The organism is Chryseobacterium sp. JK1 (assembly GCF_050632815.1).
In the GTDB taxonomy this organism is placed as follows: Bacteria; Bacteroidota; Bacteroidia; order Flavobacteriales; family Weeksellaceae; genus Chryseobacterium.
In genome coordinates this window covers 446,273-459,392 of sequence record NZ_JBODRU010000003.1, presented here as the reverse complement: position 1 = coordinate 459,392, position 13,120 = coordinate 446,273, and the positions used below count along the sequence as shown (strand labels likewise).

12 protein-coding genes and 1 tRNA gene are annotated in these 13,120 nt (G+C 35.4%); 9 read left to right on the top strand and 4 right to left on the bottom strand.

Annotation, left to right across the window (positions count from 1 at the left end; genetic code table 11):
* Positions 1-17 precede the first annotated feature (17 nt).
* Positions 18-968, top strand: coding sequence for an ISAon1 family transposase (locus tag ACQ76T_RS18725; RefSeq protein WP_431344822.1), 951 nt, complete (start codon positions 18-20; stop codon positions 966-968).
* A gap of 134 nt (positions 969-1,102) precedes the next feature.
* Here ACQ76T_RS18725 and ACQ76T_RS18720 read toward each other — a convergent pair.
* Positions 1,103-1,173, bottom strand: a tRNA-Gln gene (locus ACQ76T_RS18720).
* 100 nt (positions 1,174-1,273) lie between these two features.
* Between ACQ76T_RS18720 and ACQ76T_RS18715 the strand changes: the two genes are divergently transcribed.
* The 5 genes from ACQ76T_RS18715 (at position 1,274) to ACQ76T_RS18695 (ending at position 5,394) form a co-directional block, all read left to right on the top strand.
* Complete coding sequence (locus ACQ76T_RS18715) at positions 1,274-2,302, top strand: AMP-binding protein (RefSeq protein WP_431344768.1); 1,029 nt, start codon at positions 1,274-1,276, stop codon at positions 2,300-2,302.
* A gap of 8 nt (positions 2,303-2,310) precedes the next feature.
* Positions 2,311-2,706 carry an alternative ribosome rescue aminoacyl-tRNA hydrolase ArfB gene (arfB, locus tag ACQ76T_RS18710; RefSeq protein ID WP_431344767.1) on the top strand — a complete coding sequence of 132 codons (396 nt, stop codon included), beginning with the start codon at positions 2,311-2,313 and terminating at the stop codon, positions 2,704-2,706.
* A gap of 47 nt (positions 2,707-2,753) precedes the next feature.
* Complete coding sequence (locus tag ACQ76T_RS18705; RefSeq protein ID WP_431344766.1) at positions 2,754-3,401, top strand: hypothetical protein; 648 nt, start codon at positions 2,754-2,756, stop codon at positions 3,399-3,401.
* Positions 3,402-3,691: 290 nt separating this feature from the next.
* Positions 3,692-4,072 carry a GreA/GreB family elongation factor gene (locus ACQ76T_RS18700; protein WP_431344765.1) on the top strand — a complete coding sequence of 127 codons (381 nt, stop codon included), beginning with the start codon at positions 3,692-3,694 and terminating at the stop codon, positions 4,070-4,072.
* 347 nt (positions 4,073-4,419) lie between these two features.
* Complete coding sequence (locus ACQ76T_RS18695) at positions 4,420-5,394, top strand: deoxyhypusine synthase family protein (protein ID WP_431344764.1); 975 nt, start codon at positions 4,420-4,422, stop codon at positions 5,392-5,394.
* 275 nt (positions 5,395-5,669) lie between these two features.
* Here the strand turns inward: ACQ76T_RS18695 and ACQ76T_RS18690 are convergent, their stop codons facing one another.
* On the bottom strand, positions 5,670-5,816 hold the full coding sequence (locus ACQ76T_RS18690) for a hypothetical protein (protein ID WP_431344763.1): 147 nt from the start codon (positions 5,814-5,816) through the stop codon (positions 5,670-5,672).
* Between the two features lie 111 nt (positions 5,817-5,927).
* On the opposite strand from ACQ76T_RS18690, the gene ACQ76T_RS18685 reads away from it, so the two are divergent.
* Together ACQ76T_RS18685 and ACQ76T_RS18680 are read left to right on the top strand one after the other, a co-directional pair.
* A complete protein-coding gene (locus ACQ76T_RS18685; protein ID WP_422694045.1) occupies positions 5,928-6,224 on the top strand; it encodes an MGMT family protein in 297 nt (98 codons plus the stop codon).
* A 106-nt stretch (positions 6,225-6,330) separates the two neighbouring features.
* On the top strand, positions 6,331-7,128 hold the full coding sequence (locus ACQ76T_RS18680) for an alpha/beta hydrolase (protein ID WP_431344762.1): 798 nt from the start codon (positions 6,331-6,333) through the stop codon (positions 7,126-7,128).
* A gap of 63 nt (positions 7,129-7,191) precedes the next feature.
* Here ACQ76T_RS18680 and ACQ76T_RS18675 read toward each other — a convergent pair whose 3' ends face one another.
* The gene (locus ACQ76T_RS18675) at positions 7,192-7,605 is read right to left on the bottom strand and encodes a helix-turn-helix transcriptional regulator (protein ID WP_431344761.1); all 414 of its coding nucleotides are present in this window, start codon (positions 7,603-7,605) and stop codon (positions 7,192-7,194) included.
* A gap of 547 nt (positions 7,606-8,152) precedes the next feature.
* The gene (gene htpG, locus ACQ76T_RS18670) at positions 8,153-10,045 is read right to left on the bottom strand and encodes a molecular chaperone HtpG (protein ID WP_431344821.1); all 1,893 of its coding nucleotides are present in this window, start codon (positions 10,043-10,045) and stop codon (positions 8,153-8,155) included.
* Positions 10,046-10,201: 156 nt separating this feature from the next.
* Between htpG and ACQ76T_RS18665 the strand changes: the two genes are divergently transcribed.
* Positions 10,202-13,099: a prolyl oligopeptidase family serine peptidase gene (locus tag ACQ76T_RS18665; protein ID WP_431344760.1), complete on the top strand. Its 2,898-nt coding sequence runs from the start codon at positions 10,202-10,204 to the stop codon at positions 13,097-13,099.
* Positions 13,100-13,120 lie beyond the last annotated feature (21 nt).

Below are 13,120 nucleotides of genomic sequence, written 5' to 3'. Positions count from 1 at the left end.
CTCTTCCTCTAAAAGTTATATCCGAATTTTTCGGTATCAAAGGCAAGACTTTTCAGAGACAATACAAGAATAACCTCAGTGAATATCATAGCTGGGGGCAAAAATCTCACGCAAAGGACTGGATCATTTATCCTGAAAATCTTTCAGAATCTCTATCTCTGGATGAAGTAGCACTTTCTGATGGAGAACTTTATACGGTTCTTACCTCCAAAAGAGCCAAAGGGAGAAAAGGAAGTATTGTAGCCATTATAAAAGGGACTCAGAGTGATTTTGTCATTGCCCATCTTTTAAAAATCAGCAGAAGACTTCGTATGAAGGTGAATGAGATTAGCCTGGATATAGCAGGTTCCATGAAGCGTATTGCCAAAACATGCTTTCCTTGTGCTGCCCAGGTGATCGACCGCTTTCATGTTCAAAAACTTGCCCTGGAAGCCCTTCAGGAAATCAGGATCAAACATCGTTGGGAAGCCATTGAAATGGAAAATAACGCTCTTGCAAAAGCCTATGGAGATCAAATTCTAAAGACAGAAGTTTTTGAAAATGGAGATTCCCGGAAACAGCTTTTGGCAAGAAGCAGATATTTGCTTTACAAGAGCCGGGAGAAATGGACGCTGTCCCAGAGACAAAGAGCTTCCGTTCTTTTTACTCACTATCCTGACCTGGAAAAAGCGTATTGGCTAACTGACAGCTTAAGAAAAATCTATAATCAGCACATTACAAAATCTGTAGCTATGACTAAACTAGCTCATTGGTTTAAAAATGTGGAAGAAGCAGATTTTACCTCTTTTTCCACTTTAAGAAAGACTATAATGCAACATTACAGAGATATTCTAAATTATTTTGATAAAAGAAGCACTAATGCAGCGGCTGAATCTTTCAATGCTAAAATTAAAAACTTCAGGATGCAGCTCAGAGGCGTGAAAGACAGAACATTTTTTCTATTCAGATTAACCAAACTTTTTGCTTAGCCCCCAACTTTTGAACCTGATCCAAATAAATCTTTGCGTGACCTCCAATTTTTGCGCCTGATCCGAAAAAGTTGAATATGATAAGAAATACTTTTCGATATAAAACAAAAACCATCCTTAAAAAGGATGGTTTGTAGACTCACAGGGATTCGAACCCCAGATGACTGAACCAAAATCAGTAGTGTTACCGCTACACCATGAGTCTCTGTTTGTTTTAGTGGTGCAAATTTACAGCTTTTTTCTATATATACAAGAACTTTTTGAATTTTTTTTTAAATTTACTGTAGAATTTATTCACGGAAAATATGCTGATAGACTTCAATAATCTCAATACGAATCAATTATCATCCTATACAGGATTTCAAAACAAAGTTGAAAATTTTTTACAGGAATGGCTCTCTGACAAAGAAACAGTAAATGTTCAGACTTCCGGATCTACAGGAACTCCTAAAATTTTTGGAATAGAGAAAAAGAAAATGATCAATTCTGCCATCATGACCTGTAACTTTTTGGGATTGAAAAAAGGAGATAAAGCCCTTCTATGCCTGCCGGTAGAATACATATCGGGTAAAATGATGGTCGTGCGTTCCTGGGAAAGAAAATTACAATTGATCATCGCAGAGCCCAACCTGAAACCTGTTGAAAATTTAAATGAAGAAATAGAATTTTGTGCCATGACTCCACTTCAGGTAGAAAATTCCTTAGACAAACTTCATTGGATTAAAAATTTGATCATCGGAGGAGCCTCTGTTTCAGAAAGTCTGAAAAATAAAATCCGGGGAATGAATCTGGGGGAATCAAACCGTATTTTTGAAACATACGGAATGTCGGAAACCCTTTCTCACATTGGCTTAAAACAATTGATGCCAATCTCGGAAGACTATTTCACAGTTTTCGAAAATGTATCCATTTCTCTGGATGACAGAGGTTGCCTGAAAATCTTTGCACCCAACGTTAATGCAGAAGTATTACAGACGAATGACTTGGTGGAAATTAAAAATGATAAACAATTTAAATTTCTTGGAAGAATAGATAACGTAATCAATTCCGGAGGAGCGAAAATTTTTCCGGAAACGCTTGAAACGCTTGTAAAAAAAGAACTCTCCAATGAAGCCGTATTTATCGGTTTGCCAGACGAAACTTTGGGACAAAAACTGATATTGGTTATAGAAGTAGACGAAACAGAAGAAGTAAAAAATAAAATTTCAGAAATTCCGTTTGAAAAAAGCTTTCATAAGCCTAAAGAAATTATTTTTATCCCTGAAATTCCAAGGACACCCAACGGAAAGGTAAGCAGGATGGAACTGTATAAAAAGATAACGGAGAACTTATAATCCTAAAAATGACGAAAAATTTTTCAAAAGAACTCAGCTTTAAAACCTCCAGAAGTAGTGGGGCAGGAGGACAGAACGTTAATAAAGTGGAGACCGCTGTCACTGTACTTTGGAAAGTTGATGGATCAGAGTTTTTCAATGATGAAGAAAAGGAAATGATTCAGAACAAGCTGAAAAACAGAATCAATGCAGATGGCTTTCTTTTTTTAACAGTTTCAGAGAGCAGAACCCAATTGATGAATAAAAATAAAGCCATTGAAAAAATTATCGAAATTGTCAACAAAGCTTTAATTGTTCCTAAAAAAAGAACAGCCACCAAACCTTCACGGGCACAGAAACAGAAAAGATTAGATAGTAAAAAGAAGCTTTCTGATAAAAAAGAAAACAGACGTTTCAAGTTTTAACTTGATTCTTTCCTGGAAAATTTTATTTTTGCAAAAAAAATAAAACCATGATAAAAAAATTAATGCTCCTGGGAGCTATTTCGTATTCTTTCATTTCTTTTGCACAGGAAAAAATAACAATCGCACCAGCAGTGGGATATGCATGGAGGATCGCTCAAACACCGTCAGGATTTTCAAGAGATGAAAAAAAATATCTGCAAAAACTGAAAAACGGTGTGAATTTCGAGATTGCAGCTTATTATAACATCAAAAATATAGGAATCGGGGCTAAGTTTTCCAATTTCAGCTCTTCCAGCAGTGGAACATTAAACGGTTACGATGTTAATGGACAGAGAGTTTCTGCCTATGTAAGCACTAAAGATAACATTACTTTCTTTGGTCCTTCCGTAATGTTTTCCAATTATAATGAAGCAGCGTCAAGGCATAAGTTTGCAGCCGATGTTTCTCTGGGAGTAATCACCTATACAACCAAAACAGGATCTATAAAAGGAACAGGTTCCAACCTTGGTCTGGAAGCAGGAATTGGCTATCAGTACGCTGTTTCCAAGAACTTTCTGATCGGTCCTAAATTCGGAATTACTGCCGGTACATTAGGAAAAATGAAAATAGATGGAAGATCTTATGAACTTCCTGATGACCAGAAAGAAGGACTTACAAGAATTTCCTTAAGCGCCGCTGCCGCATTCCGTTTTTAAGTCTTATATTTGTAAGAATTAAAACAATTATATAATGACAGCAACAATCTTTTTATCGGCAGAACGCAGAGGATCAGGATTGTTGCTGTCGTTACTTTATCTCCACACAGATTCTTTTCTGAAAAGTTCTAAGGACTTTATTAATTAAGCCCTGTCAGGATTCAAGACAGGGGACTATTACAGATTTTTATTGAGCAATTGTTGCGGTTTTCTATGGAAGAAGGCTTTTTGCCTGTATTCTACATTGGATCGTTGGAATACCTGCATTTAATATTTTAAAAATTAAAAAAATGTCCAATCATATTATTGTAACCACAGGAATTTATGATGCTATAAAAGATACGATCAGAAGAAAAAAAGTAAGCATGGAGGGAGAAAAAAGACTTGCCGAAGAACTTAGAAAAGCCAAGCAGGTACTAAGAAGAGATCTCCCGGCTGATATTGTGACAGTAGAAAGAAAAGTGACTTTAAAAGATCATACACTGGATGTTGAACACGAATATATTTTTGTGTCATCCAACAAAGAAAAACTGAAAAAGAATAAACATTCCATTCTTTCCGATATTGCTTTAGCAGTAGTAGGATATAGAGTGGGTGATATTATTCACTGGCCTTTTAAAGAAGGTGAAAGAAAAATTGAAATCCTGAAAGTAGAAGCTTGGGAAGGATAAATTTCACAAAATACGATTAAGTTGAATGATTATAGAAGCGTAGCTCAGAGGAGCTGCGCTTTTTTATTGGTGTAATCTCTCTTTTATCTTATGCTGATTTTGTAAACAGTATAAAAAACTGTGAGAAAATTTAATACTAATAATCCCATCTTTGCTCAAAATCTTAGATTTTCTTGCGTCTTAAAATATTCACAAAAACATAAAAAACTTTTGCGCCCATGCGTTTTCCAACTATTTCAACTTTTCCAATTTAACAAATGATAAAAAAAGACTTCGTCTTAATACTTTCTTCAAACGCTTTGATTGCATTCCGTTTTTAAGTTTTATCTTTGCAAAAATTAAAAAAAATGAGCAAACCAATTTCTGAATTTATAGAGAAATATTACCTGCACTTCAATGCAGCTGCATTGGTAGATGCATCTAAAGGGTATGTTGCACATCTTAAAGATGGCGGGAAAATGATGATTACTTTGGCAGGAGCAATGTCTACTGCAGAGTTGGGTAAAATTCTTGCTGAAATGATCCGTCAGGGAAAAGTAGACTTTATTTCTTGTACAGGAGCTAACCTTGAAGAAGACTTAATGAACCTTGTCGCTCACTCTCACTACGAAAGAGTTCCTCACTATAGAGATTTAACAGCTCAGGATGAATGGGATCTTTTAGAAAGAGGTTTGAACAGAGTTACAGATACCTGTATTCCGGAAGAAGAAGCTTTCAGAAGATTACAGAAACATATTGTAGAAATCTGGAAAGATGCAGAAGCTAAAGGAGAAAGATATTTCCCACATGAGTTCATGTACAAAATGATCCTTTCAGGTGTATTAGAACAATACTATGAAATCCCAAGAGAAAATTCTTGGATGATTGCTGCTGCAGAAGCTAACTTGCCAATCGTAGTACCGGGATGGGAAGATTCTACAATGGGGAATATCTTTGCATCTTACTGTATCAAAGGAGAGCTTACCGCTACAACAATGAAATCAGGAATCGAATATATGACTTACCTTGCTGACTGGTATACTAAAAACTCAGCAGGAAAAGGAGTTGGATTCTTCCAGATTGGTGGAGGTATCGCAGGAGATTTCCCTATCTGTGTAGTACCAATGTTGTATCAGGATATGGAAATGCATGACATTCCTTTCTGGTCTTATTTCTGCCAGATTTCTGACTCTACAACATCTTATGGTTCTTACTCAGGAGCAGTTCCAAATGAGAAAATTACTTGGGGTAAACTTGATATCACTACACCGAAATTTATCGTTGAAAGTGATGCAACTATCTGTGCACCATTGATGTTCTCTTATATCTTAGAAAATTCTTAAGAATAAATTTCTCAAAAGAGATAAATAATACGAGCGCTTCAAATTCACTTGGAGCGCTTTTTTATTGCTATATACCTGTATTTTGGCGGGGAATTTTCAGCGAGAATTATACATAAATTAATAAACAGTATACAATTTTATCACAGACAAAATCCTTGCGTCTTATAATTTGTAGAACTTAAAATAATTTGCGACTATGCGTTTTCTAAAGGATATCTACAACCATCTGTGAACATCCGTGTAATCTGTGGTTAAAAATAAAAAACAATAGAAAACTATTCCAAAGAATTCACCAACACAAAATATCGATATGCCAGAATTCTTTTCTCAATTTTGGTTAAATGATTAGGATCTTTCTTACTCAGCTTCGGAAGAACCTTTTTATTAACTGTATTCAACAGTCTGAAGAATGATTTTTTCATACCTTTATCTTTTAATGAAACATCATTGAATATATAAGAATTCAAAAATGATGCAAAAACGATCTGTTTTAAAATTCAACTCATACAGAACCATACAAAATAATAATTATAATGGATGAAATTTTCAAACAACAGGTATATGAAGTAGCAAAGCTTATCCCTAAAGGAAGGGTATCAACGTATGGAGCCATAGCAAAAGCGGTAGGCTACCCCAACCATTCACGCCATGTAGGAAAAGCGATGGGAGGATGTCCAAAAGATGTTCCTGCTCATCGGGTAATTTCAAGTTCCGGCGTATTATCCGTTCCTGAATTTCAGCCAAAGCTAGAAGCAGAAGGAATAATCATTGAAAATTTCAGAATAAAAAACTTTAAAAAACTGTTTTGGGATCCATTGAATGAAATTTAGATCTAAGTTTTTACGATTCAGGTAAAGAATGATACGGTTCGGGTATATATTTTTTCAAATTTCTACCTTTCACAATACCTTTGGTTCATAATTAAAAACAAATATCATGAAACCAAACTCAATTCTTACCCTAGTATTTCTTTTTCTTGCTGTATTTTCAAAAGCACAAATGGATGATAAATTCTATCAGCCTAGTAAATCGATGAAGCCTTTTGAAATGAAAATTTCCGATTCTGTTAGGTTTCCGGTAGAAGATAATGTAATCACAGCTTTTATTGCAAAACCAAAACAGAAGGAGATTAAAAAGACTATTTTCTTCTTTCATGGTGCCGGAGGAAATGTAACGACATACCAATTGATTACAAAACCATTAGTAGATGCAGGATATCAGGTAGTAATGATTGATTTTAGAGGATATGGCTTATCTACAGGAAAACCAACGCATAAAAATGTAGCGGAAGACGGACAGAAGTTTTTTGAAGAACTAAGCAAAAGAAATGATATTAAAAACACAAAGATCTACTTTTATGGAGCTTCTTTAGGAAGTCAGATTGCGTCTCATCTTGCTAAAGATAATGCATCTAAAATCTCAGGGCTTATCCTGGATTGTCCAATGGCTTCTTTTACTGATATTGCCGCACATTTTGCACCTCAGTACAGAGATTTTATTTTGCAGACATTGGTCTCTCCTTATTCTGCTAAAGAAGATGTGAAGGCTTTAGGAAAGCTTCCTGTGCTTGTTATTCAGGCTAAAGACGACCATACGGTTCCTTACGAACAGGGGAAACTCGTTTATGACAATGTCTCATCCGGTACAAAAGTTTTCATTGAAACAAAAGGCGATCATTTGGAAGGAATGAAGAACAACAAAGAAGATATTCTGAAAGAAATGGATACACTATAATAAAATACTCCAGCGGCTTTGCCGCTGGAGTATTTTTATGGATAAGAATATATGATACGACGGTTATTTTTTAGCTCTCGAAGTGCTTGTACTGGTCGTATTTTTTAATTCCTCTTTGAGTCTGCTATTCTCTTCTTTTAAGAGCGCAATATAGGACTGAAGATTTTCAATGATAGCTCCAGGGATATTATCATAATTATTCTGGTTGGTAATTACTCCTGCGGAAGTAGCCCTGGCTCTATCATTAAATACAGGATGATCATAATTAATAACTATTGTAGCTTCCTCCTCTTCATAAATATCTTCCACCGGAACATTTAAGAAACGGGCAATTTTGTCCCACTCATCTCTTATGATTTTCACATCACCACTTTCTTTTCTGCTGTAGTTGGATACATCTGTTGCGATAAAATCAGCTACCTGCTGCTGAGTGTAGCCTTTTTGTTTTCTTATGACACGTAATTTTTCTTTTTGCATATCCGACATTTTACACAAAAATGGTGAAAAAGCATAATGTATACAATAAAAAATAGAAAAAAATAGGTTCTAAAGAATAAGATTAAATATAAAATGAAGCTAAGCTTGAAAACATAAGTATTATCCTATTTAATTATGGATAATTTTCTTCTTTATATAAGCTGTCTTTTTATAAAGCGGCTACTTAATTACATCTTTTTGGGGTGAGGGAGTACTGTTAAACCTTTTTTGGGTAAGAGAGTATCATTAAACCTATAAGGTTTGAATTGCTATTAGTAATTGTTAAACCATTTTGTTGTTGGATACTCAAAGGCGTTAAGAGATTAATATGTCACGGAAATTTCAATATACAAGAACATTTCAACTTCGCTCAATATGAGATTTTCAGTAAGAATAATGTATAATAAATCAACGGCACACAATTTTATGAAGATAAAATCCTGGCGCCTTAAATCAAGAGCCATGTAAAAAAAATTAGCGCCTTTGCTTTTTTCCAACCCTTTTTAAATAAAAAAAGACTGTTTCGAAAGAAACAGTCTTTTGTATATTATTTTTCAAGTTGTTTATAACTTCTTTGTATAAAATCTGTCAGGTCTTTTCCTTTCAGTAGGTTTTGTGAAAGTTTTGCCAGATCAATAGCATATTTAATCAGGCTTTCTTTTTCTTCTGTATTCTCAGTTTTTAAAATCTGATTAGACAGTTCACTGTTCGAATTCACAACCAGATTGTACATTTCCGGGAATCCTCCCATTCCGAACATACCACCTCCGCCGGTTGCCTGCATCTCTTTCATTCTTCTCATAAACTCAGGTTGAGTTATGGTAAATGGAGCATCGCTACTGTCAAGATCTTCAAGCTGAACCGTAAATTTAGAATCCTGAATAGCTTCCTCTACATTCTTTTTCAGAGCTTCTTTTTCCGTTTCATTCAGTTTTGAAATAATCGGCTCATCTTTTTTAATAAGATTATTGATGTGATCAGCATCTACTCTTGCAAATGAAATATTTTCTTTTGATGTTTCAAGCTTCTGGATAACGTGTGGCGTGATAGGAGTGTCTAATACAAGAACTTCATATCCTTTATCTTTGGCAGCCTGAATATAGCTGTGCTGTTCATCAGCATTGGTAGCGTATAGTACAACTAATTTGTTATCCTTATCAGTTTGTAAAGGCTTAATTTTTTCTACCAACTCATCCCAAAGGAAGTATTTTCCGTCTGCTGTAGGATATAATGTGAATTTATCTGCTTTTTCGGCAAATTTATCTTCAGTAACAATTCCGTACTCAATAACGACTTTAATATCATTCCACTTGGTTTCGTAATCTTCACGGTTTTCGTTGATCAGAGAAACCATTTTGTCAGCTACTTTTTTGGTGATATAAGAAGAAATCTTTTTCACCGCACCATCTGCCTGAAGGTAAGAACGGGAAACATTCAACGGAATATCCGGAGAATCAATCACCCCTCTAAGAAGCATTAGGAAGTCTGGAACAATTCCTTTTACTTCATCCGTTACAAATACCTGGTTTTGATATAACTGAATTTTATCTTTGTCAATATTCAGATTGTTGCTCAGTTTCGGGAAGAAAAGAATTCCCGTAAGGTTGAAAGGATAATCTACATTTAGATGAATATTGAATAAAGGCTCCTCAAACTGCATTGGATACAGTTCGTGGTAAAATTTCATATAATCTTCGTTATTCAGCTCACTGGGTGCGATAGTCCATGCCGGTACAGGATTGTTGATGATATTATCCACTTCCTCAGTTTCTGCAACAGCATCTTCAGCAGCATCCTCAGGTAAAGGAAGAGTATGGGTTTTAGTTCCGAATTTGATCGGAACAGGCATGAATTTATTATATTTTAATAATAGTTCACGGATCTTTCCTTCTTCTAAAAATTCTACAGAATCTTCAGCAATGTGAAGAATGATTTCCGTCCCTCTGTCGGTTTTATCAGTCGTTTCTTCAAGAGTGAATTCAGGGCTGCCATCGCAAATCCAACGTACAGCAGGCTCATCTTTGTAAGATTTTGTAAGAATTTCTACCTTTTCTGCCACCATAAATGCAGAATAGAATCCAAGACCAAAATGCCCGATGATTCCTGAATCTTTTGCAGAATCTTTATATTTTTCCAAAAACTCTTCAGCTCCCGAAAAAGCGACCTGGTTGATGTACTTTTCAACTTCTTCACCCGTCATCCCGATACCCTGATCAATGATGCGTAAAGTTTTCTGGTCTTTATCAATTTTTACTTCAAGCTTTGGATTGCCATATTCAACCTTTGCTTCTCCGATGCTTGTAAGATGTTTTAATTTTAAAGTGGCATCCGTTGCGTTGGAGATCAATTCTCTCAGGAATATTTCGTGGTCACTGTAAAGAAATTTTTTGATAAGCGGGAAAATGTTTTCCACAGATACATTAATATTTCCTTTAGTCATCATATTTTAGATTTTTTAATTTTCAGATATTTCTCAAAAAAAATACCATAAAGAGGAATGTGACAGAATGACATTTTTTGCAATGTGAAGAAGCCCATGTAATTTATGGATTTGTCAGAGAAATAGAGTACTTTTAATCCTTAAAATTTTTTGAAAATGAAGTTGAAATGTTCAGTATTTTTTCTGCTCATCATGACCTGTTTCATGTTCGGACAGAAGAAGCCTTTAGATCATTCTGTCTACGACAACTGGCAAAATATAGGAGCCAGAAAGATCTCAAATGACGGAAAATGGGTCGCTTATTCTGTAGATCCTCAGGAAGGTAATTCTAACCTTTTTTTGTATTCAGTTAAGAATAAAACCTCCAAACAGTTTGCAAGGGCAACAAAAGTGGATTTTACAAATGATTCCAGATTTGCTGTTTTTCAAATCCGCCCTTTATACAAGGATATAAAAGCGGTAAAGGATAAAAAACTTAAAAAGGATAAATTAACAAAAGACAGCATTGCGATAGTAGATTTTTTAAGTGATAAAACGGAGAAAATTCCTAATGTAAGAGGATTTAAAGTTCCTGAAAAGGAAGGGTCTTATGTTGCTTATCTTCTGGAAAATATGACCGATAAATCTTCAGATGGAGCCTCGGATAAAGAAGATGGAGAGGATAAGGATGATGATAAAAATACAAAGCCATTGCAGTTGGTTGTACGAAACCTCTTGAATGGGAAAAGTACAACCTACGATAATGTCATCCGTTATGAATTCAGTAAAAACGGGAAGCAACTTGTTTTTGTAACCAAAAAGCCCGAAGAGAAAACCGGTAAGGATAAAAAAGAAAAGAAAGATTCACTGGATCATAAACCTGCAGAAAAGAAAGATACAGATAAATCGAAGCCAAAGAAATATACGTTCCAGACTGTGCAGGTTGTAGATCTGCAAAAAGGGACGGTGACCAAAATTTCAGAAATGGAAGGCGACTTCTCGCAACTGGCATTTGATGAAGAAGGAAATCAACTGGCGTATGTAGGAACTTCTTCTGCACAGAATGATTTAGTAAAGCTATATCAGTTGTACTATTCTAATTTTAAACAGAATAAAAAAGAAATCATTGCCAATGAAAATCCTCAGATGAAAAAAGATTGGGTGATTTCTGAAAACCGACTTCCGATATTCAGCAAAAACGGGAAGCAGCTATATTTTGGTGTGGCTCCAAGACCTGTTGCAAAAGATACAGCTATGATTGCCAATGATCATGCTGTTGTAGATATCTGGAATTATAGAGATGATTATTTACAGACCGTACAGTTAAAGGATTTGAAAGGTGACCTGAAAAAATCCTATGCAGCGGTAATGCAAACAGAAAAACCGGATACCTTTAGAAATATTGACGGTATAGATCTGGATACTTTACGATTGGTCAATCAGGGAAATGCCGATTTTGCTCTTGGTATTACCAGTTTAAATAACCGTATTGCTTCACAATGGGAAGGTTCAACAAAGAAAACGTACTTCCTTATCGATAATAAAACAGGTGAAAGAACAGAGATTATTAAAGATCTGGACGGAGCTGTTGCGGTATCGCCTCTTGGAAAGTTTGTAGTAATATTTGATAGAGAAAAAGGAAAATGGTCCAGTTATAATATTAAGACAAAGCAAACCCTTCCCCTGAATAGTGAACTTACAGTTTCTTTTGTAGATGAAGAATTTGATATGCCGGATTACCCAACCCCTTATGGTATTGCATCCTGGACAGATAATGATGAATCTGTAATTATCAAAGACCGCTACGACCTCTGGGAATTTTTCCTTAATGGTTCAAAAAAACCGAGAAATATTACAAATGGATTTGGACGTAAAAATAAAATAACATTTGATACTTACGATTTAGATAAGGATATCAAAAGCTTAAACCGAAAATCGACCATCTATTTATCCGCATTTGACAATACATCCAAAGCAAACGGAATTTTCAAAACTTCTATTCAGTCCAATGCTGACCCTGTGAAAATTCAAATGGAAAATGTTTGGGGATATCGCAGCCTTCAAAAAGCAAAAAATGCTGAGGAATATACTTTAGTAAAAGAATCATATACAGATTCTCCTAATATTTTTGTGACATCAGATTTCACAGAGCAGAAAAAACTGAGCAATACCAACCACCAGCAAAGCCTTTATAATTGGGGAACAGATGAATTGGTACATTGGACGACGCCAAAAGGAAATACTTCTACCGGAATTTTATATAAGCCGGAAAATTTCGATCCAAATAAAAAATATCCTATGATTGTCTATTTCTATGAAAAGCTTTCGGATAACCTAAACCGTTATGTAGCACCGGCTCCAACGCCTTCAAGATTGAATATTTCTTATTTTGTAAGCAATGGATATCTGGTTTTCACTCCCGATATTTCTTACGTAGATGGTCTTCCTGGAGAATCTGCAATAGAATATATCAATTCCGGAGTTGAGAAATTAAAAGAAAACCAATGGGTAGATGGTTCTAAAATTGGAATTCAGGGTCAGAGTTGGGGTGGCTATCAGGTAGCCTATCTTATTGCTCATACCAATATGTACACCGCTGCATGGAGTGGAGCTCCTGTAGTAAACATGACTTCTGCATACGGAGGAATACGATGGACTTCAGGGATGAACAGACAGTTTCAGTATGAAAAATCACAAAGTAGATTAGGAAAAAACTTATGGGAAGCGCCTGAACTTTATATTAAAAATTCACCGCTTTTTGCCATTAATCAGGTGAAAACTCCAGTAGTTATTATGAGTAATGATAAAGATGGAGCCGTTCCGTGGTATCAGGGAATTGAAATGTTTACAGCATTGCGCCGCCTCGGAAAACCAGTATGGCTTCTGAATTACAATGGTGATGATCATAACCTTATGAAACGCCAGAACAGAAAGGATATTCAAATTCGTGAACAGCAGTTCTTTGATTATTACCTTAAAGGAGCTAAAGCTCCGGTTTGGATGACAAAAGGAGTTCCAGCCACCCAAAAAGGAAAAGATTGGGGATTTGAGCTGACGGATGATAAACCTAATTAAAAAACTCGGCGGAGCCTTTGG

What these genes read in the sequence shown, in the direction of transcription:
- ACQ76T_RS18705 (WP_431344766.1), top strand. Translation starts at nt 2,754, where the DNA reads ATGATAAAAAAATTAATGCTCCTGGGAGCTATTTCGTATTCTTTCATT.
- arfB (WP_431344767.1), top strand. Translation starts at nt 2,311, where the DNA reads ATGACGAAAAATTTTTCAAAAGAACTCAGCTTTAAAACCTCCAGAAGT.
- ACQ76T_RS18715 (WP_431344768.1), top strand. Translation starts at nt 1,274, where the DNA reads ATGCTGATAGACTTCAATAATCTCAATACGAATCAATTATCATCCTAT.
- ACQ76T_RS18675 (WP_431344761.1), bottom strand. Translation starts at nt 7,605, where the DNA reads ATGCAAAAAGAAAAATTACGTGTCATAAGAAAACAAAAAGGCTACACT.
- ACQ76T_RS18695 (WP_431344764.1), top strand. Translation starts at nt 4,420, where the DNA reads ATGAGCAAACCAATTTCTGAATTTATAGAGAAATATTACCTGCACTTC.
- ACQ76T_RS18700 (WP_431344765.1), top strand. Translation starts at nt 3,692, where the DNA reads ATGTCCAATCATATTATTGTAACCACAGGAATTTATGATGCTATAAAA.
- ACQ76T_RS18685 (WP_422694045.1), top strand. Translation starts at nt 5,928, where the DNA reads ATGGATGAAATTTTCAAACAACAGGTATATGAAGTAGCAAAGCTTATC.
- htpG (WP_431344821.1), bottom strand. Translation starts at nt 10,045, where the DNA reads ATGACTAAAGGAAATATTAATGTATCTGTGGAAAACATTTTCCCGCTT.
- ACQ76T_RS18665 (WP_431344760.1), top strand. Translation starts at nt 10,202, where the DNA reads ATGAAGTTGAAATGTTCAGTATTTTTTCTGCTCATCATGACCTGTTTC.
- ACQ76T_RS18690 (WP_431344763.1), bottom strand. Translation starts at nt 5,816, where the DNA reads ATGAAAAAATCATTCTTCAGACTGTTGAATACAGTTAATAAAAAGGTT.
- ACQ76T_RS18680 (WP_431344762.1), top strand. Translation starts at nt 6,331, where the DNA reads ATGAAACCAAACTCAATTCTTACCCTAGTATTTCTTTTTCTTGCTGTA.